Here is a 19,497-nt window from a genome sequence, read left to right as displayed (position 1 = left end):
GTTTTTTATTTGAAAAGAGAGATAGTTTTAAACAATCATTTTATCATATAGTTAATAAAAGCTTAGATATTAAAATAAAAAAGAACAGACCTTTTAAGTAAAGAGGTCTGTTAATAATTTGAAATTAATTATAGTTTTATTACGTATTTTTATTTAGCAAAGACATGGTTACCGATTACTGCTACTGTTTGTCGTGTAGTAATCCATTTGCTTGTTGAAGTTTTTGGATTATAGAAATAAAGCCAATCAGAATTTGTTCCGTTTGTAGAGATAGCCTCTTCTACAGCCATTTTGGCTTCTGCGCTTGCAGGTTGATTAATTCTTCCATCTGTAACAGGAGTAAATGCATATCCGTGTTTAATAGGTTCATAAATAACCCCTGTAATTGTATTTGGAAATCCTTTTGCATTTACACGATTCAAGATCACTTTCGCTACTGCTACTTTTCCTTTATATGATTCGCCACCTGCTTCTGCAGTGACTAAGCGTGCCATTAAGTCCTTTTCTTTTTCCGAAATACTTGAATTAATTTTTAAATGTTGTCCTGTATAAAGCTTGTTTCCGATTGTGTTGTTGATTTGTTTTATAGATTGAACGGTTACATTATAACGCTTTGCTATAGTTTCAAATGAATCTCCTGGCTGTACTTGATAAATAATTTGTCCAGAAATGTTCGCAGGTTTGGCGTTTTGATGAACAGTGACCTCATTTGATTTCATGGATCCCGGAATATGTAACTGTTCGCCAATGAAAGTTTGATCGTTTACTTTATTATTCGCTTGTTTAATGGATTGTATTGAAACGCCATATTGTTTACTAATGTTCCAAAGTGTATCATTCTTTTTTACTGTATGAATAGTAGAAGCATCGGCTATGCTTTGATTACATACGAATGTAATTGCTGCTGCAGATAAAGGAATTATATGTTTTATTTTTAATAATTTCATTGTAAATCCTCCTAATAAATAATTAATTTATAGCAGTTGAGTAATGTGGTTCAGAAGATATATGATGTATATTTAATATTCTAATTTAAGTATATTGGCACATATGAAATAAATAATCATTATAAGTTTTTTATTTATGTAATTTAGGGCCCGAATATGAAATATTGCATATGAAAACACATTGAAGTTCATGTTGTTGATTACTATAATTTATCTAGTAGAAAGGTACCTTAATATGATTTGGAATTGGAATTTATATAATTTAATATATTGTTTAATCGTTATCAAATAGAGGAGTGATATAATGAAACTTTTTAAAAGAGTATTTGTTCCAGCTGTAATAATTTCAACATTTATAGGAATAGGAGGGGGTTTCAATATTATAAAGGCTGATTCTATAGAACAACATAGTAAATCAGAGGTTGAAAGAGAAAAAGATAAGCAAATCATTGTGAAATTCAAAGCGGATTTGAAATTACCATATGAAGATGGTATTGAAAAACAGATACAAGCTCAAAAGAGTGATAAAGTACTAGAAGATCTTTTGGCAGAATATCCAGATTTAACATTTACTCGTTTATTCACATCTGTAAGTCCAGAAGAAATACAAGACCTTGAAGTGAAAGCACCTAATAATGTATCTACAAGCCTATTAAACTACTATATTCTTCAAACTCAAAATGGTGAGCATGAAGAAGCACTAGTAGATAAGTTAAAAGCATCTTCTTTAATAGAAGATGTGTATATTAAGAAACAAGAAAAAATAACGCCGCCTGAAGTGCAACCATCAGGTGTATCTCTTACTCCTAATAGTAATCCTAGATTTAAAAAACAAGGTTATCTTGAATCAGCACCATACGGTATTAATGCGCCTTTCGCTTGGGGAGTTCAAGGCGGTAATGGAAATGGGATAACTTTTGTTGATATGGAATATGGATGGCTATTAAATCATGAGGATTTAGTACATCAAAATATTGAATTGATGTCTGGAAGGAATATAGATCAGCATGTCGGTCATGGGACGTCTGTATTAGGAATTGTTTCATCTGAAGATAATGAAGTGGGGAATATTGGTATTGCGCCAAAAGCCAAAGCAAAAGTAATTTCTCAAATAAGAGATAATGGACAGTATAATACAGCTGATGCAATACTAAGTGCTGTAAATCATTTAGAAGCTGGGGATATTTTATTATTAGAGGCACAAGCATCCTTTGATGGATATGGTGATAAATATTTACCTGTTGAAGTACAACCAGATATCTTTGATGCAATTCGTGCTGGTACAGATAAGGGTGTTGTAATTATAGAGGCTGGAGCAAATGGTTGGAATGATTTAGATCAATTTAAAGATAGAAATGGTAAACAAGTTTTAAATCGTAATAGTAAAGATTTTAAAGATTCGGGTGCAATTATAGTAGGAGCGGGCTCTTCATCTTTCCCTCATGAACGTATGTGGTTTTCGAATTATGGAAGCCGTATTGATGTGTATGGCTGGGGAGAAAACGTAGATACAACTACAGCTGAGCAAAGTAGAAGGGCTGTAAATCTTTATATATCCAGCTTTAGTGGCACGTCGAGTGCTTCGCCTATTATTGCCGGAGCAGCGACTTTAGTACAAAGTATTGCTAAAGAACATTTAGGACAACCATATAGACCAAGTGAACTAAGAACGATATTAAGTAACCATAACACTGGAACGAAATCTAAAAATCCATATTCAGATAAAATTGGTGTTTTACCAGATTTGAAGTCTATACTAGTAAACTTAGGGTATGAACGAAGAGAACCGAACGGTGGGAATGAGTTACAAGTAACAGAAAATGAACCAAATAATGAACCTAGACAGGCAAATAAAGTTAACTTTAATACACCAATGAAAGGAACACTACATAATAGTGATAACGTAGATGTATTTACTTTTCAAATTGACTCACTAGAAAATATTAATATTTCTCTACTAAATGAACAAAATATTGGAATGACATGGGTACTTCATCATGAATCTGATTTAAATAATTATGTAGCATATGGTGAAAATGGAGGGAATGTAGTTAAAGGAACCTATAATGCAAAGCCAGGTAAATATTATTTATATGTCTATAAGTACGAGAATAAAGATGGTTCGTATGTATTGAACATAAAATAAACAAAAGGAACTTCTGCTGAAGTTCCTTTAAATTTTTCTCATGTATTGAGAATATGTGAATGATTTTTTAATTTTACTTCTATGCAATATTTCATATTTATGAAATGTTATTTATTTTTTATTAAGTAGCTTATATCATATTCAATAAGTTTGATATAAAAACAGAAAAAGAGAGGAATAATAATGAGCAATAAGAAGTTTATTTTGAAATTATTCATATGTAGTACTATATTTAGCACATTTGTATTTGCTTTACATGATAAGCAAGTAGTTGCAGCTAGCTCTGTTAATGAGCTTGAAAATTGGTCAAAATGGATGAAACCTATACCTGATAACGTACCGTTAGCACGAATTTCAATTCCAGGAACACATGATAGTGGTACGTTCAAGTTGCAAAATCCGATAAAGCAAGTATGGGGAATGACGCAAGAATATGATTTTCGTTATCAAATGGATCATGGAGCTAGAATTTTTGATATAAGAGGGCGTTTAACAGATGATAATACTATAGTTCTTCATCATGGACCACTGTATCTTTATGTAACATTGCACCAATTTATAAATGAAGCGAAACAATTTTTGAAAGATAATCCGAGTGAAACGATTATAATGTCTTTAAAAAAAGAGTACGAGGATATGAAAGGAGCAGAAGGTTCATTTAGTAGTACTTTCGAAGAAAATTACTTTCTTGATCCGATCTTTTTAAAAACGGAAGGAAATATAAGTCTTGGAGATGCTCGTGGGAAGATTGTATTATTAAAAAGATATAGTGGCAGTAATGAATCTGGAGGGTATAATAATTTTCCATGGCCAGATAATCAAACATTCACCGCAACTTTAAATCAAAATATAAACATAACGGTACAAGATAAATATAAAGTAAGTTATGATGAAAAATTAGAGTCTATTAAAGATACGATAAATGAAACGAATAACAATAGTGAAGATTTTAATCATCTGTATATTAATTTTACAAGCTTGTCTTCCGGTGGTACAGCATGGAATAGTCCATATTATTATGCCTCTTATATAAATCCGGAAATTGCAAACTATATGAAACAAAAGAATCCTACAAGAGTCGGATGGATGATTCAAGATTATATAAATGAAAAATGGTCACCGATACTTTATCAAGAAGTTATAAGAACGAATAAGTCACTTATAAAAGAATAAAGATTGTGATAGTAAGAAGCGATAAAATATGTCGCTTCTTTTTTGTTTTCTAAAAATTAACATCAGGTATAGTTTTAGATATCGTACTTTCATGATAGAAAAAAATCAAAACTTACGCTATAATTACACATGTAAAATTTGTACCTATAAATTTTATATGTGGTAATGAATTTGATTTATTGCAATGAAATGGAGGTATATGCTATGAAGTTTTCACATGATTTTTTATTCGGGGCTGCTTCAGCTTCTTATCAAGTAGAAGGTGCATGGAATGAAGATGGAAAAGGTGTTACGAATTGGGATGAGTTTTCAAAAAATCCTGGCAAAACATACAATGGGACAAATGGTGATGTAGCTGTTGATCATTATCATCGATATAAGGAAGATGTCCGCTTAATGGCTGAGATGGGATTAGAATCGTATCGTTTTTCTATTTCTTGGGCGAGAATTTTGCCGACTGGAGATGGGGAGGTAAATGAAAAAGGAATAGAATTTTATAACAACTTAATTGATGAATGTTTAAAATACGGGATTGTACCGTTTGTAACTTTATATCATTGGGATCTACCATTAACTTTAGAAAATGACGGTGGATGGACGAATAAACGAACAGCAGAAGCTTTTGTAAAGTACGCAGAGATTTGCTTTAAGGCATTTGGTGATAGAGTTAAACATTGGATTACTTTTAATGAAACAGTAATGTTTTGTGGATTAGGGTATTTAAAAGGCGCACATCCACCAGGGATACAAAATGATGTTCCAAAGTACTTTCAAGCGACTCATTATGTATTTTATGCGCATGCGAAAACAGTTGCAGTGTACAAGCAGTTAAAACAATATGGTGAAATTGGTATTACGCATGTTTTCTTGCCTGCTTATAGTGTGGATAATCAAAAAGAAAATATACTAGCAGCAAATCATGCGAATGAATATGAAACGTATTGGTACTATGATCCAGTTTTAAAAGGTGAGTATCCATCTTATGTTGTGCAACAATTAAAGGAAAAAGGATGGACTCCTAATTGGACGGTTGAAGAATTAGAAATCATTAAACAAAATGCCGGGAAAAATGATTTTATTGGCTTGAATTATTATCAACCAATTCGAGTGGAAAGATACGATATGGATATAAAGAATGAGGAACATTCTCGAGAAAACTCAACACTTGCTCCAGGTAACCCTTCCTTTGATGGATTTTATCGAACGGTTAAAATGGATGATAAAACATATACAAAATGGGGATGGGAAATATCTCCCGAAGGTTTCTTAGACGGCTTGCATATGTTGAAAGGGCGTTACGGTGATATAAAGATGTATGTGACAGAAAACGGACTTGGTGACGAAGATCCAATTATTGACGGAGAAATTGTAGATGTTCCGAGAATTAAATTTATTGAAGAACATTTAAAAGTAATTAAGCGTGCGATTCAAGAAGGGATTCATTTAAAAGGGTATTATGCATGGTCAGTTATTGATTTGTTAAGTTGGCTAAATGGATATAAAAAGCAATATGGCTTTATTTTTGTCGATCATAATGATAACTTAAAACGTAAGAAGAAACTTTCGTTTCATTGGTATAAGCATATTATCGAAACGAGAGGAGAAGAGTTATAAAAGATAAAAGAGTATTTTAGGAGAAAGTGTATGAGTGCAAAGTATAAACAAATTGCAGATATTTTAGAGCAAAACATTCGAGATGGACTTTTTAATGAAACGAAAAAATTACCTACAGAAGAAGCATTGATGAACCGGTTTGAGGTAAGTCGTAATACGATACGTAAAGTAATTAGTCAGCTTGTTAATAGAGGTTATATTTTTCAAGTACAAGGTAGTGGCATGTTTTTACGTGAAACTTCTGTAACAGATTACATTAATTTAGGCAGTTTACGTGGATTAACGAAAAACCTCGTTTCACAAAATATTGAAACGAAAGTGTTAGAGCTTGAAATAATAGATGCGAATGAAGAAATAGCAGAACGGATGCAATGTGACGCTGGAACTAGGTTGTATTTTTTGAAACGTTTAAGAATTGTAGACGGTAATCCCTTTTCTATTGAAATTAGTTATTTCAAAAAGGATATAATTCCATATTTGAATGAAGAAATAGCATTAAGCTCTGTATACAGTTATTTCATTGAAGATTTGCGACTAAATATTGGTTTTGCCGATAAAGTTATTAGTTGCGAAAAAGTAAATAAAGAAAACGCACAGCTTCTAGAAATAAATAAAGGTGATCCGGCACTTCTTATTGAAAATACAGTGCATCTTGTAAATGGAACCATTTTTGAGTTATCTCAATCGATGTTTCATTATGAAAAGACCAAACTTTTAAATCGGATTAATTTTAAGTGAAAATGAATATAAATAACTCTGTGAAAAAAGCAACTGATAAGAAAGATCAGTTGCTTTTTATTTTTAAAGTGGATGAGCAAAAAAACCTGAAAGTGGTTGGTCCGTTTTTTGCAAACTTCTATTATGATAAGAGAAGAAAGGTAGTACTGTATTGATGCTTTAAGGAGGACGCTTTTTATATATCTCATTTGTTTAAATAGACTGGCCTTAGAGAGGTGAAAAGACAATGAGTTTTGCAATTTCACTAGTTGTAATTATTGTAATTGTATCGCTGTTTGGGACCGTACTAGTCGCACGAAATGTGGAGGAGAATTACGATAAGTCTACAAAGAGGAATGTGAAGAACTTATCCGCTATCTATATCATCCTTCTTTTAGGGTTACTTGTAGGAGTTACGTGGTATGCGGTCGTTATTTTATAGAGTTTGTATATGATGAAGGTGATTAATACTATTATTACAGTGAATACTGTTATTAGTGAATGAGGGACGGTAGTTTTGAAAGGGGGGAACTAGATGGAATGGAAACCGAATCGTGCAGATAAGACTCCTGTTTATAAACAAATCGCTGATTATATTGAAAGAGGCATTTCTTCAGGCGAATTTCTTTCTAATAGTAAGTTACCTTCTGAACGTAAGTTAGCAAAGGAATTACAAGTAAACCGGAGTACGATAGTAGCTGCGTATGAAGAATTGAAATCACTTGGGGTAGTAGAACGGCAAAAAGGAAGCGGAACGCGGGTAAATACAGACATATGGGGTGTGTCACATAAACGTATACCAAATTGGGGGAGATACGTAGAGGATGGATCGTTTTTACCTAATTTACCACTTGTTCAACAAATTCGAACGGAAACACAAAAAGATGATTTAATCAATTTAGCGAGTGGTGAATTATCACCAGAGTTATTTCCGACTGGTCAATTTCGAACAATTTTATCAGAACAAACATTTATGGAAAACCTCGGTTATGATCACCCACTAGGGAATGAAATGCTAAGAAAAACAATCGTAACACATGTTCAGCAATATAAACAAATAGAAGCTGATTCACGTTCTATTCTTATTACATCTGGGGCTCAGCAGGCACTTAATCTTATCGTTCAATGTTTGTTAAAGCCTGGAGATGCGATTGCAATTGAGGATCCATCTTATTGTTTTTCGCTGCCGATGTTTAAATCAGCAGGGTTAAAAATATTCCATTTACCTGTAGATCAGCACGGTATGAATCCAGATGACTTAATTGATCTGCACAAAAAGCACCGCATTCGTATGGTTTTTTTAAATCCGGATTATCAAAATCCAACTGGAACGGTGCTTTCATTGGCGAGACGTAAAAAGATACTAGAACTATCTTCTGAATTTGGTATACCGATTGTAGAAGATGATCCATATAGTTTAACTTCTTTTAATGGAGAAGTGAATCCAACATTGAAATCAATGGATCAAAATGGAAATGTTCTGTATATAAGTTCATTATCAAAAATTGTTGCATCAGGATTACGTATTGGCTGGATAATTGGCCCTACGCGCGTAATAGAACGTTTAGCAGATGCGAAGCAGCAAGTTGATTTCGGTCATAGTGTATTTACACAGTGGGTAGCAAATCAATTTTTAGAATCAGAGGATTTTCATACGCATATTACAATGCTTCGTGGACAATTGAAAAAAAGAAGAGATGAGTTAATTGCAAGTCTTAAAGAAATATTAGAGGACCGAGTTGAGTTTTTCGTTCCAGAGGGCGGAATACATTTATGGTGTAAAGTTCAAGGTTCATTTGACGAATATCATTTATTAGGCAAATCTATTCAAAATGGAGTAGCATTTGTCCCAGGAAGTGTATTAGGCTCGAAAAGTGAATATATACGATTTACTTTTGGGAGAGCGAATGTAGAACAAATTCAGGTTGGGATTACAAGACTCGCGGAGACTTTAAAAGAGATTTGATGATAAAGCTGTTATAGGTGTGGGAAAATCTAGTATTGAAATGAGGGCAAGCAGTTGAAGTTCTTGACGCTTTTACTTCAAGTAGGAGTGCTATATTTGTTTAGTTTGGCTGGTGTATGGATTCAGGAAGTATTTCATCTATCTATGCCAGGAAGTTTAATAGGAATGTTAATCCTTTTTCTTCTTCTTTCCACTCGTATTTTGCCATTAAAATGGTTTGAGATAGGTGCAGAAAAACTAATAGTATTTTTACCTTTATTTTTAATTCCTTCGACGACTGGTTTAATGGAATATGGCTCATTTCTTTTAAGTAAGGGTAGTAGTATGTTCTTCCTAGTTGTTGTAAGTACTTTAGTAACATTGATTGTTTCAGGCTATGTAAGTCAATTATTAATAACATCTAAAAAATAAAAACGACAAGGTGCACTATTCAAATGGTCTTAATTTTTATTACTGTAGTGATTTATTTATTGGCGACAAAGTTATATAAAAAATTTACGTTTCCATTTACTTTACCGGTGTTAACAGCTACGGCAATTATGATTTGCATATTCCTTGCTTTCGGGATTTCTCATCAAGATTATAAGGAGAATGGGGGAGATATTCTTTCTAGCTTCTTGAGTCCTGCGATTGTAGCTTTAGCAATACCGCTATTTAAGGAACGAAAGATACTTATGAAAAACTTCTTTTCAATACTTGTAGGGGTAGTAATCGGTATAGTGGCTTTAATAAGTTTGAATGTAGTGGTTGGGGAAATGTTGAATATAGATAAGGAACTTATATTAACAACTATACCGCAATTAGCGACGATGCCTATTGCAATTTCGCTAGCCAATCAAATTGGTGGTATCCCATCTATGACAGCTAGTTTTGTAGTTGTTGCAGGAATAACAGGTGCTATTATAGGACCGACAGTACTTAAGCTTTTCCGTATAACAAGTACGATTGGAAAAGGAGTTGGGATGGGCTGTGCATCACATATCATTGGTGTGAGTCGTCTAGTGAAAGAAGGAGAGAAAGAAGCAACTATCGGTTCGGTAACGATGATTGTAACGGGGGTACTAATTAGTATATTAGTGCCTTATGGAATGAAATTTTTATTTTAAAAATCAATGAATCGTAATAAGTAGTATAACACTACTTATTTTAGAAAGTAATGGGGATGATTAAAGTGACAACATGGTTTATAGTTACGTTATTTATTTTTGGTGCTCTTAAAGTACTAGTTTCTAGTATGCCAACTTCTGTTGTAGAATCAATTATTAGTAGATTTGAGTTACATCAAAAACTTGATGAAGAAAACACTACTGTAACGGTTGATGGAAAAAGTATAGAAGGAGAAATGAAACTTCAAGTTATTCACGAATTTAACGAGGCTTTATTTTTAGATAAACATTATTTTCCGCCGCAAGGAGAAGGAACACCATTAGTTATTGATACGAAGAAAGGAAAGAAAATGATTAGATTTTCTATATATAGCTATGAGGAACACGTTGATGTAATAAAGCAATATAAGAAGAAAGTAGTTGCATATCGTTTACGATCTAAAAGTCTTCAAAGTCGCTCAGTTGGAGTAACCGAAGATTATGCATAAGGAGAGACCGTTATAAAGACGGTCTCTTTATTTTTCGCATCCAATTATAAAATTTCCAAATAAGAGAAAAGAAAATGATATATCCAAAGAAAGAATATATATGCTGCCAATCCGTACTATGTATAAATAAACCTAATCTCTCAGCAACTTGCTCAAAAATGCTAGCGCAAACGCCTATTGAAATAATAAATAGAGTTCTAGAAACTGTAGATAATTTTTTTGAAATTTGTATAAACGAGGCTGTTAAAATTGGCAGTACGAACAACGTAAAAGCTATGTTGACTGAAAATGTGGATGAGAAGGGCCTAACTGGAAATGAATATAATTGTTTATTAACAAAGAAAGCATCTAAACAAGTTCCAATAATAGAAGAGAGAAAGATTGTAACTACTAATGCTAGAAAATCATTCTTCTTCTCGAAGGAGGACATTTTTCTTTGCGAGAATTGCGAGTTCAATTCTTTCGAGTGTTTTGCAGTAGTCTTCTGTAATTTGTCCATTTATATTTTCCTCCTTATCGGTTAAATAGTGAATTATTTGCCAGTCGTTAAACCAATCTTCATGTTCTGTTTCTTCGTGTGCTATATTTTTCCATGCGTAAATAAGTGCAGGACTATATATACGATATGAATCCTTTTTTAATTGGCATCGTTTTATTCTTCGTTTATAAAACTCTCGTGAAAAGGATTCATTTACACTTGAAAATAAATGTGGCCAATAATCTTTTCGTGAGCCTGTATGAGGGTGAGTACCTGCCCAATGTGTAACTTGAGATAAAGTACGGTCATCATGAAATAATAATGCGTATAACCTTTTTCCAAGTAATATTCGTTCATGTAGTGAAGTGAAGTGTTTCATTGTGTCACCAATAAGTAATGTTTTAGGATTCATTTTACTTTCGTAAAAGGGAAAAAGGATATGATTGAACTGAAAGAAATCAAACAGTTTGAATCCAATACTATTTAGTACATTTTTTTTGAAGTATTCATTTTGAATGACTCTTTTTTCTAAGTAGTTTTGCTCGTTAATAATAGTTGCGATTGCTAATGTTTTTTTGTTTCCAGTTTTCCAAAAAAAGTTCCACATCGTTTCCATAAATGTTGAAACATTGAGGTGAGAGAGAAGGTGAAAAAGGTTTTTTGATTCCTTTACACTATACTCGTATAGTAAAAATTGAGGGTATACATCTTGAAAGATAAGCCAATTTCCTCGTTCTAAAAAAGAAAAGAAAATAAATTGATCTTTCTCAGATAATAACTTCGTATATAGGTCCCCTTTTAAATCTGTCATGTTCCAACCACCATTACGTGATACCATATGTCCAAGCAATGCCCAATGTATTTCAGGGTATTTTATATAAAATTGAAAATAGGCCTTCGTTCTTGTGACGTTATTTCGATTCAGTAATCTGGTTCGCTCTTTAATCGTATGGATTAATATTTCTTCTTCTTTCGTAAGTCTGTATATGATATTAGTAGTATGGGTGCTTTTTTGTTTTAGTTCATTTTTTACATTGAAGAGGGATAGTGGAGTAATTTTATAAAGTTTATCATTTGAATTATTGTAGTGCACATAGTTCCCTCCCATTCATATCATTTCGTATAAGTCTGTTATCATCAATGTATTAATAACGACTTAAATAAATGATATGTGGAGGAAATGAAAAATTGCATGGAAGCCCGTGTCCAGCTCCAACAAAAGATAATTTACTTGTATTTTATATGCGAGAATATAATGAAATAGAAAAAGTGAGTATGAGGCTGCATGCAATGGGATACGATGAAGTAGAACCTGAAAATCCATATTGGAAAGAAAAGGGGATTACTATAGCGGATCCTGATGGTTGGAGAATTGTGTTGATGCAAATAGAAGAATAGGGTGTAATGAAGTTAGAGGAGAGCGAAGTTTCGAATTTTGATAGGATAAAAGAAAATATAAAAAAGCTTCCTTGGAGGAGATAAACTCATAGGGAAGCTTTTTTTGTGTTTATAATCTGAAAATTAAGATTTGAAATTAGGTTCTGAAAAGATGTAAAATGAGGACGTATATTCTTATGAATTTGAGAGTTTAGTTTGGGAGTGGGTTAGACGAACAGCCCAGCTAAGTTCATAAAAGAAGAATGAATTAATATTTTGATTGTACTAAAGTTTTGATACGGCAGCGATTAAAGTAAGTAATTAACTTATAAATATTTACAAGGAGGAATTATGAATACATATATCTATATGGTTAGGCATGGTGAATCACCAAAATTAGAAGGAGATGAAAGAACACGTGGATTAACTGAGAAGGGAATTTTAGATACTCATAGAGTAACTGAGATATTAAAAACAGAGGGAATTGACACTTTCATTTCAAGTCCGTATAAGAGGGCAATGCTAACGATAGAAAAGTCAGCCGATTTCTATGAAAAAGAAATATTAATATATGAAAATCTCAAAGAGTGTAGGTTTTCAAGTGAGGATAAGATTATATCAGATAAAGAGGTGTATCCACTTGTAAAGAAGATGTTCTCAAAGCCAGAGTTTTCACTAACTGAGGGAGAATCATATGTAGATTGCCAGAGAAGAGTAGTGAGAGTATTAAAAGAAATATTGATGGATTTTCAGGGGAATAAAATTGTAATTGGTACACATGGGCTTGTAATGACACAAATGATGAACTATTTTGATAATCAATATGGGTTTGAATTTTTAATGAATACATCAAAACCAGATATGTATAAGCTAGAATTTAAAGAAGAGCAATTAATAAATGTAGAGAGATTATGGAGAGAAGAATAAAATGGGTATATGGAGTGTGTTTTAAAAGTTACTTTTAAAACACACTCTTTTGTATTAAGTTGAGTTTTATATATTTTCACTGATTTGCTCTTTATTTTTGTTATATAAAGTATGTAAGAGTTTTTGAAATATCTTAAATGAGTACTGAAATATCGGACTTTGGATAAAAGTGTATAGAAAAGTTACGATAAAAATAGGTCCTCCTAGCATATATCCAATGACTAGTACAAAACATTCTACAATGATTCGAGCCCGGCTAATAGACAGCCCTGTTTTGTCAGAAATGGTAAGCATGAATCCATCGCGAGGTCCAGCACCAATCCCAGCCGCAACGTACATACCGCCCCCGATGCCTGTGATTACAATGCCAGAAAATAAAATCAGTAAGTTTATCCATAGGTACTGAGTAGCATGCGGAAGGATATTTGATTGTAAGAAAAAGTCCATAATAGGACCGATAAGTAGTGCATTTAAAAATGTACCTACGTTTATATATTTTGGATCTACTAGTAAAGAGATAAGAACGAGACATAATCCACATATGACACTCCAAGTACCAATTGTCCACCCAAATCGTTGGTATAGAGCCATATTTAAAACTTCCCAAGGATGTAAACCGAGGAATTTAACTTTGACTGCGAGAGCATTTCCAAGTCCAAAGAAAATTAATCCTAAGAAAAAAAGAAAATAGCGAAAGAGAGTTAGCCTCATCTTTAAAACCTCCCAATATATAATGATGTATATTACATGTTTGGATTTTAATGTGCAAATATTATGTCTTTTAATGATTTGTTAAAAATGTAAATGGAATATATATCTTCACAGTCAAAAAAGTTAAAATATTTCGTTTTAAGGATTATAATAGAGAGAGAAATATAAAAGGAGTGAACGAATTTGAAACAAGAACTTATTGAAAGATTTACGAGATATGTAAAGATTGATACACAATCAAATGAAGAAAGTCATACAGTGCCAACAACACCAGGGCAAATTGAGTTTGGTAAGTTATTAGTGGAAGAGTTAAAAGAGATTGGGCTATCAGAAGTGACGATGGATGATAATGGTTACGTAATGGCGACACTTCCTGCTAATACAGATAAGGATGTTCCTGTAATAGGGTTTTTAGCTCATTTAGACACAGCAACAGATTTTACAGGGAAAAACGTAAAACCACAAATTCATGAAAATTTTGATGGTAATGCGATTACGTTAAATGAAGAATTAAATGTTGTGTTAACACCTGAACAGTTCCCAGAATTACCATCATACAAAGGACATACAATTATTACAACTGATGGTACAACACTTCTTGGAGCAGATGATAAAGCTGGTCTTACAGAAATCATGGTCGCAATGAATTATTTAATACATAATCCGCAAATTAAGCACGGAAAAATAAGAGTAGCATTCACACCAGATGAAGAGATTGGCCGTGGACCATCGCATTTTGATGTAGAAGCGTTTGGTGCATCCTTTGCCTATACGATGGACGGAGGTCCATTAGGTGGTTTAGAATATGAAAGTTTTAACGCTGCAAGCGCTAAGTTAACTTTTAAAGGGACAAATACACATCCTGGAACAGCGAAAAACAAAATGCGCAACGCAAGTAAACTCGCTATGGAATTCGATAGACAGTTGCCAGTAGAAGAGGCGCCAGAATATACTGAGGGATATGAAGGGTTTTATCATTTACTCTCTTTAAATGGTGACGTCGAGCAAAGTAAAGCTTACTATATTATTCGAGATTTTGATCGTAATCATTTTGAAGCGCGTAAAAATAACGTTAAAGATATTGTGAAAAACATGCAAGAGAAGTACGGTGAAGATGCGATTGTTTTAGAGATGAATGATCAGTACTATAATATGCTTGAAAAAATTGAACCGGTGAGAGAAATTGTTGATATTGCGTATGAGGCAATGAAAAGTTTAAATATTGAGCCAAATATTCATCCGATTCGTGGTGGAACAGATGGGTCACAATTATCGTATATGGGATTACCAACGCCAAATATTTTCACTGGTGGTGAAAACTATCACGGTAAATTTGAGTATGTTTCGGTAGATACTATGGAAAAAGCTGTTCAAGTTATTGTAGAAATCGCAAGACGATTTGAAGAACAAGCTTAAAAAGAGAACCAAGTAGTAATGAAGTGCTACTTGGTTCTTTTCTATACTAAAAAATACAAGGTAAAGTGATATACTGTTTACAAGATATTTGTAAATTCATGCTTTTTGAAAGGAATCAATGTTCCAGAACCAGTATGTGTGAAGTTTTTACATGTGAAAAAACAGATAGATTTACCTATCTATTTTTCATTAGAAAATATTAATATAGAACTCGCCATAAATAAAATGTCGCGTAAGACTCCCAATGTATCCAATTTGCTGCAAATTCCTTTATTTCGTTTTTAGTTGGTTTCTTTTCGGAGCCTGTTATAAATTTGATAGCATTATGCAGGCCAACATCGTCAATTGGAAAGGCTGAAGGAAATCGTAAACAACGCATTAAAACATAGTGGGCCGTCCATGGCCCTATACCGCGAATGCTAGTTAATTGTTTTTCAGCTTGCTTCACATCTTGTATTTGTAATAGAGATTCTTTTGATAGTTTACCTTCTGTAATGAGCTGCGCGATGTCAATTAAGTATTCGCACTTTCTTGTAGTCATTTTTAATGTTGCGAGATCTTCTACATTTAGATTTGCTATTACTTCAGGTGATGGGAATATCCAATGTTTTTGGTCGTTCCATTCTACATGGTCTCCAAATTGTTCGACTAATCTTCTCTTTAAAGTATAGGCGTATGTGAGGTTGATTTGTTGGCCGATAATCCCCCAGCACAGTGCTTCAAATAAACTAGGAATACCTAAAGTACGAAGTCCATAATACTCTGTAATGGTTTTTTGAAGGAGTGGATCATATTTAGCTAATTTGTAGAAGGGAGCTAGATTAGTATCTAAATCAAACCACTCTTTTACATATGTAGCTACAGCATCGCGGATCCATTTTTCAGAGATATATGATTCTCCTAAAAAACGTATTTGAATATTTCCATCAGCATTCACACTAATTTCAATTAAAGGATTTACTTTTTGAATAGGGATGATTTTATAGATTTTATTGTTTTCAATATGAAACATACATTCATTTTTAGAACGCGATAGATAGCGTAAGTTTTCTTGAAAACTAAATTCTTTTGGAACGACTAAAGTTAATGTTTCATTACAATCTTCTGTCATATTTACTCCTTCCGAAACGCTTCTAATTTGAGCAATTCATTCTTCATGTCTAAACCACCTCTAAAACCAGTGAGCTTTCCATCTTTTCCTATAACACGGTGACAAGGAATTGTAATCAGAAGAGGATTTGCCCCAACCGCGGTACCGACAGCACGTACAGCTTTAGGTTTTTGAATTCTTTCCGCAATTTCTGAATAAGAATATGTCTTTCCATAAGGAATTTCACGTACCGTATTCCAAACGGCTAATTGAAATGCAGTTCCGTAAGCATCGATAGGAAATGTAAAGGTTTCTAGCTTGTTTTCCAAATACTTGATAAGTTCTTTAGTATATGTTTGCAGATAATCTGGATTTTGGATGAATGTATGCTGTGGAAGTTTTTTTCTAGCCCACGTATTTAGTTCTTCAAAAGTTTTATTTTGTGATCCGATGAAGCATAATCCATTTGAAGTGGCTGCAATATGCATACGCCAATGTTTATGAATAAGCAATGTCCAATATATAGTTTTATTTTCATATGGTTTCATTATTTCATTCCTCTTTTGTTCTGTTCTTTTTTCGATATTTAGTAGGGGTAAATCCTGTCTTCTTTTTAAATAAAGTCGCGAAATACTCCGGGTTTTCTATCCCAACAGCAGTACTAGTTTCCATAATGGATTTATTTGTATGTGAAAGGTATTCTGTCGCTTTTGTAATTCTGAATTGCTGTATATATTCTATTGGACTTATACCTGTCATTCTTTTGAACGTGCGTTGTAAATGGAATGGGCTACCATGGCACATTTCCGCGAGTATATCGAGAGTTAATACTTCGTCAAAATGCTTCTCGATACAGTCTTTAATTTGTTCTACCCACTCTTCATTAGGTAAAGTTATCCCGTTTGGCTTACAGCGTTTGCACGGACGAAAGTGTTCATACAATGCTTGCTCTGCATTTAGAAAAATTCGTACGTTGTTTTTATTAGGTATTCTCGATTTACACGATGGTCGGCAAAAAATCCCGGTTGATTTCACAGCATAAAAGAATTTGTTATCATATGAAGAATCATTATGAATAATCGCTTGCCAATACTCATTCGTTAAAGTAAATCCTTCATTTTGCAAAGAACATCACCTCTGAAATTAGTATAACCTGAATAATGTGTGTATGTACGTATTCACAAATGTAAGAGCAAGATTACAAAGGTGAAAATATGATTGTTTTTCTATTTTGTGATAGCATGAACTTTGAAAGTGAACATCAAGAGGAGGACTATAAGTGAAGTTAATTTCATGGAATGTAAATGGATTGCGTGCAGTTATCGCGAAGGGGGGATTTTTAGAATATCTCGAGGAATCCAATGCAGATATATTTTGTCTACAAGAAATTAAATTACAAAGTGGACAAATTGATTTAAATCCCGAGGGATATTATACATATTGGAATTATGCTGTGAAAAAAGGCTATTCAGGAACGGCTATTTTTACGAAAAAAGAACCGCTTTCTGTTACATATGGTTTAGGAATTGAAGAGCATGATCAAGAAGGACGAGTTATTACATTAGAATTTGATGATTTTTATATGATAACGCTGTATACACCAAACTCGAAACGAGGGTTAGAACGTTTAGATTACAGAATGGAATGGGAAGATGATTTCCGAGCGTATATTAAGCGATTAGATGAAAAGAAACCGGTTATTTTTTGTGGAGATTTAAATGTTGCCCATAAAGAAATCGATTTGAAAAACCCGAAAAGCAATCGGAAAAACCCTGGCTTTTCGGATGAAGAAAGAGAGAAATTCACATGTGTTTTAGAGGAAGGGTTTATTGATACATATCGATATCTATATCCTGAACAAGAAGGAGCGTACTCATGGTGGTCATACCGTATGGGTGCAAGAGCGAAAAATATCGGATGGCGTTTAGACTACTTTGTGATTTCTGAAAGGTTAAAACATAAAATTACCGATGCGAAAATTAATAGTGAAGTGATGGGATCAGATCATTGCCCAGTTGAGTTACGTATGGATTTCTAAAAAAGAAGTATCTTCTTGAAAAAAAGGAGATACTTCTTTTTTGTTCGATTTATTAAAATTTTTAAAATCATCCTTGAAATAAATAAATATTAAATATATACTTAATAACGATAATCATTATCATTGATAATGATAATGATTATCGAGATGAGGGTGGTGAAGAATTTAATATTAGGGGAAGTGAACAAGGATGAATCTTCATTTTAAGTAGAGTTGTTAATGATGTGAAATATAGATGGGGATTATGTTTCATATAATTAAATTTCATTGTTGGAATAACATATTTTAAAGGTTTCGAGAGGAGATATATAAAGATGAACAAGAAGTTATTTACATTAGGGATGGTTACAGTTTTAAGTGTAGGGTTAGCAGCATGTAATAGTGCAGACAAAACTTCTGGGGAACAAAAACAACAGACAAAAGCTACCGAAACGAAAAAAGATGAAAAACGAAAAATTACATATTTAGGTAAAGAATATACAGTACCTGCGAAGGTAGATAAAATTGCGACAGCTAGTTTAGAGTCAATGGAAGATGCGGCAGTACTTGGAATTAAACCAGTAGGTGCAATTACTGTAGGTGGTAAATTACCAAAGTATCTTGAAAAAGATTTAGAGGGTGCGAAGTCTGTTGGTGAGAAAATGGAGCCGAATTTTGAAACCTTACTTCAATTAAAACCAGATGTTATTACATCAAGTACGAAATTCCCAGCAGAAACAGCAGAAAAGTTTACGAAAGTAGCTCCGACGTTCCCAGTATCACACGTTTCAACAAACTGGGAAGATAATTTAAAGCTAATGGGAGAGTTAACTGGTAAAAAAGATAAAGCAGAAAAAATTATTAAAGATTACAATGCAGATGCTGAAAAAGCAAAAGCGAAACTAGGAGATAAGTTAAAAGATAAAAAGGTACTTGTAATTAGATTAAGAGCAAACGATTTATTCCTATACCCAGCAGAAGTATACTTTAATCCTGTCATTTATAAAGATCTTGGACTAACTGTTCCAGAACAATTGAAAACTGTAAAAGCACAAGAAAAGATTTCTTTAGAAAAACTTGCTGAAGTTAACCCTGATTATATCTTCTTACAATACGAGGCAAGCGAAAATAATAAACCGAAAGTGTTAGAAGACATTGAAAATAATCCAATTTGGCAAAGTATGAATGCTGCGAAAGAAAAGAAAGTATTTGTAAACGTTGTAGATCCAATGGCACAAGGTGGTACAGCTTGGAGTAAAACAGCATTCTTAAAAGAAGCAGTGAAAAATTTGTCTAAATAATACAATAAGTAAGGTGCGTTGAA

Annotated in this window: 20 protein-coding genes and 1 pseudogene; 14 read left to right on the top strand and 7 right to left on the bottom strand. The window is 33.1% G+C overall.

Annotation, left to right across the window (positions count from 1 at the left end; all coding sequences use genetic code 11):
• Positions 1-149 precede the first annotated feature (149 nt).
• A complete protein-coding gene (locus MR109_RS01460; RefSeq protein ID WP_048371579.1) occupies positions 150-947 on the bottom strand; it encodes a cell wall hydrolase in 798 nt (265 codons plus the stop codon).
• A gap of 304 nt (positions 948-1,251) precedes the next feature.
• On the opposite strand from MR109_RS01460, the gene MR109_RS01455 reads away from it, so the two are divergent.
• The 9 genes from MR109_RS01455 (at position 1,252) to MR109_RS01415 (ending at position 10,157) form a co-directional block, all read left to right on the top strand.
• A complete protein-coding gene (locus MR109_RS01455; RefSeq protein WP_242270719.1) occupies positions 1,252-3,093 on the top strand; it encodes a S8 family peptidase in 1,842 nt (613 codons plus the stop codon).
• A 183-nt stretch (positions 3,094-3,276) separates the two neighbouring features.
• A complete protein-coding gene (locus tag MR109_RS01450) occupies positions 3,277-4,266 on the top strand; it encodes a phosphatidylinositol-specific phospholipase C (protein WP_242270717.1) in 990 nt (329 codons plus the stop codon).
• Between the two features lie 204 nt (positions 4,267-4,470).
• Entirely contained in the window at positions 4,471-5,880 is a 1,410-nt protein-coding gene (locus MR109_RS01445) for a glycoside hydrolase family 1 protein (protein ID WP_242270715.1), read from the top strand.
• Positions 5,881-5,910: 30 nt separating this feature from the next.
• Entirely contained in the window at positions 5,911-6,618 is a 708-nt protein-coding gene (locus MR109_RS01440; protein WP_242270714.1) for a GntR family transcriptional regulator, read from the top strand.
• A 226-nt stretch (positions 6,619-6,844) separates the two neighbouring features.
• Positions 6,845-7,039: a hypothetical protein gene (locus MR109_RS01435; protein WP_071718933.1), complete on the top strand. Its 195-nt coding sequence runs from the start codon at positions 6,845-6,847 to the stop codon at positions 7,037-7,039.
• A 93-nt stretch (positions 7,040-7,132) separates the two neighbouring features.
• Positions 7,133-8,563 carry a MocR-like pyridoxine biosynthesis transcription factor PdxR gene (gene pdxR / locus MR109_RS01430; RefSeq protein ID WP_071718934.1) on the top strand — a complete coding sequence of 477 codons (1,431 nt, stop codon included), beginning with the start codon at positions 7,133-7,135 and terminating at the stop codon, positions 8,561-8,563.
• Positions 8,564-8,617: 54 nt separating this feature from the next.
• Positions 8,618-8,974 (top strand): CidA/LrgA family holin-like protein, encoded by a 357-nt coding sequence (locus MR109_RS01425; RefSeq protein ID WP_048371567.1) that lies wholly within the window; start codon positions 8,618-8,620, stop codon positions 8,972-8,974.
• A 23-nt stretch (positions 8,975-8,997) separates the two neighbouring features.
• Positions 8,998-9,669: an LrgB family protein gene (locus tag MR109_RS01420; RefSeq protein WP_048371565.1), complete on the top strand. Its 672-nt coding sequence runs from the start codon at positions 8,998-9,000 to the stop codon at positions 9,667-9,669.
• Positions 9,670-9,734: 65 nt separating this feature from the next.
• Positions 9,735-10,157, top strand: coding sequence for a YfmQ family protein (locus MR109_RS01415; RefSeq protein WP_025148390.1), 423 nt, complete (start codon positions 9,735-9,737; stop codon positions 10,155-10,157).
• A 10-nt stretch (positions 10,158-10,167) separates the two neighbouring features.
• Here the strand turns inward: MR109_RS01415 and MR109_RS01410 are convergent, their stop codons facing one another.
• Both MR109_RS01410 and MR109_RS01405 read right to left on the bottom strand, forming a co-directional pair.
• Positions 10,168-10,587, bottom strand: a complete 420-nt coding sequence (locus MR109_RS01410; protein ID WP_082147832.1) for a CBO0543 family protein — start codon at positions 10,585-10,587, stop codon at positions 10,168-10,170.
• A complete protein-coding gene (locus MR109_RS01405) occupies positions 10,562-11,728 on the bottom strand; it encodes a DUF2515 domain-containing protein (protein WP_242270712.1) in 1,167 nt (388 codons plus the stop codon). Before MR109_RS01405 ends, MR109_RS01410 begins: the two co-directional genes overlap by 26 nt.
• Positions 11,729-11,823: 95 nt before the next feature.
• On the opposite strand from MR109_RS01405, the pseudogene MR109_RS01400 reads away from it, so the two are divergent.
• Both MR109_RS01400 and MR109_RS01395 read left to right on the top strand, forming a co-directional pair.
• Positions 11,824-12,033: pseudogene (locus tag MR109_RS01400) on the top strand (VOC family protein); the annotation flags it as partial.
• A 330-nt stretch (positions 12,034-12,363) separates the two neighbouring features.
• Positions 12,364-12,939, top strand: coding sequence for a histidine phosphatase family protein (locus MR109_RS01395; RefSeq protein WP_048371556.1), 576 nt, complete (start codon positions 12,364-12,366; stop codon positions 12,937-12,939).
• A 66-nt stretch (positions 12,940-13,005) separates the two neighbouring features.
• Here MR109_RS01395 and MR109_RS01390 read toward each other — a convergent pair whose 3' ends face one another.
• On the bottom strand, positions 13,006-13,650 hold the full coding sequence (locus tag MR109_RS01390) for a YczE/YyaS/YitT family protein (RefSeq protein WP_071718940.1): 645 nt from the start codon (positions 13,648-13,650) through the stop codon (positions 13,006-13,008).
• Positions 13,651-13,833: 183 nt separating this feature from the next.
• On the opposite strand from MR109_RS01390, the gene pepT reads away from it, so the two are divergent.
• Positions 13,834-15,066: a peptidase T gene (gene pepT / locus MR109_RS01385; protein ID WP_242270710.1), complete on the top strand. Its 1,233-nt coding sequence runs from the start codon at positions 13,834-13,836 to the stop codon at positions 15,064-15,066.
• A gap of 199 nt (positions 15,067-15,265) precedes the next feature.
• On the opposite strand, the gene MR109_RS01380 is transcribed toward pepT, so the two are convergent.
• From MR109_RS01380 to MR109_RS01370, 3 genes are read right to left on the bottom strand one after another with little or no spacing between them, the layout of a single operon-like run.
• Positions 15,266-16,177: a DNA-3-methyladenine glycosylase family protein gene (locus tag MR109_RS01380; RefSeq protein WP_242270708.1), complete on the bottom strand. Its 912-nt coding sequence runs from the start codon at positions 16,175-16,177 to the stop codon at positions 15,266-15,268.
• A gap of 2 nt (positions 16,178-16,179) precedes the next feature.
• On the bottom strand, positions 16,180-16,704 hold the full coding sequence (locus tag MR109_RS01375) for a methylated-DNA--[protein]-cysteine S-methyltransferase (protein ID WP_242270706.1): 525 nt from the start codon (positions 16,702-16,704) through the stop codon (positions 16,180-16,182).
• Between the two features lie 4 nt (positions 16,705-16,708).
• Positions 16,709-17,281 carry a bifunctional transcriptional activator/DNA repair enzyme AdaA gene (locus MR109_RS01370; RefSeq protein WP_242270704.1) on the bottom strand — a complete coding sequence of 191 codons (573 nt, stop codon included), beginning with the start codon at positions 17,279-17,281 and terminating at the stop codon, positions 16,709-16,711.
• 154 nt (positions 17,282-17,435) lie between these two features.
• On the opposite strand from MR109_RS01370, the gene MR109_RS01365 reads away from it, so the two are divergent.
• Positions 17,436-18,194 carry an exodeoxyribonuclease III gene (locus tag MR109_RS01365; protein WP_242270703.1) on the top strand — a complete coding sequence of 253 codons (759 nt, stop codon included), beginning with the start codon at positions 17,436-17,438 and terminating at the stop codon, positions 18,192-18,194.
• Between the two features lie 314 nt (positions 18,195-18,508).
• Positions 18,509-19,474: an iron-hydroxamate ABC transporter substrate-binding protein gene (locus tag MR109_RS01360; RefSeq protein ID WP_048371542.1), complete on the top strand. Its 966-nt coding sequence runs from the start codon at positions 18,509-18,511 to the stop codon at positions 19,472-19,474.
• Positions 19,475-19,497 lie beyond the last annotated feature (23 nt).

The organism is Bacillus cereus group sp. BfR-BA-01310 (assembly GCF_022664325.1).
Classification (GTDB): Bacteria; Bacillota; Bacilli; order Bacillales; family Bacillaceae_G; genus Bacillus_A; species Bacillus_A paramycoides.
This window is presented reverse-complemented; position numbering and strand designations above follow the sequence as displayed.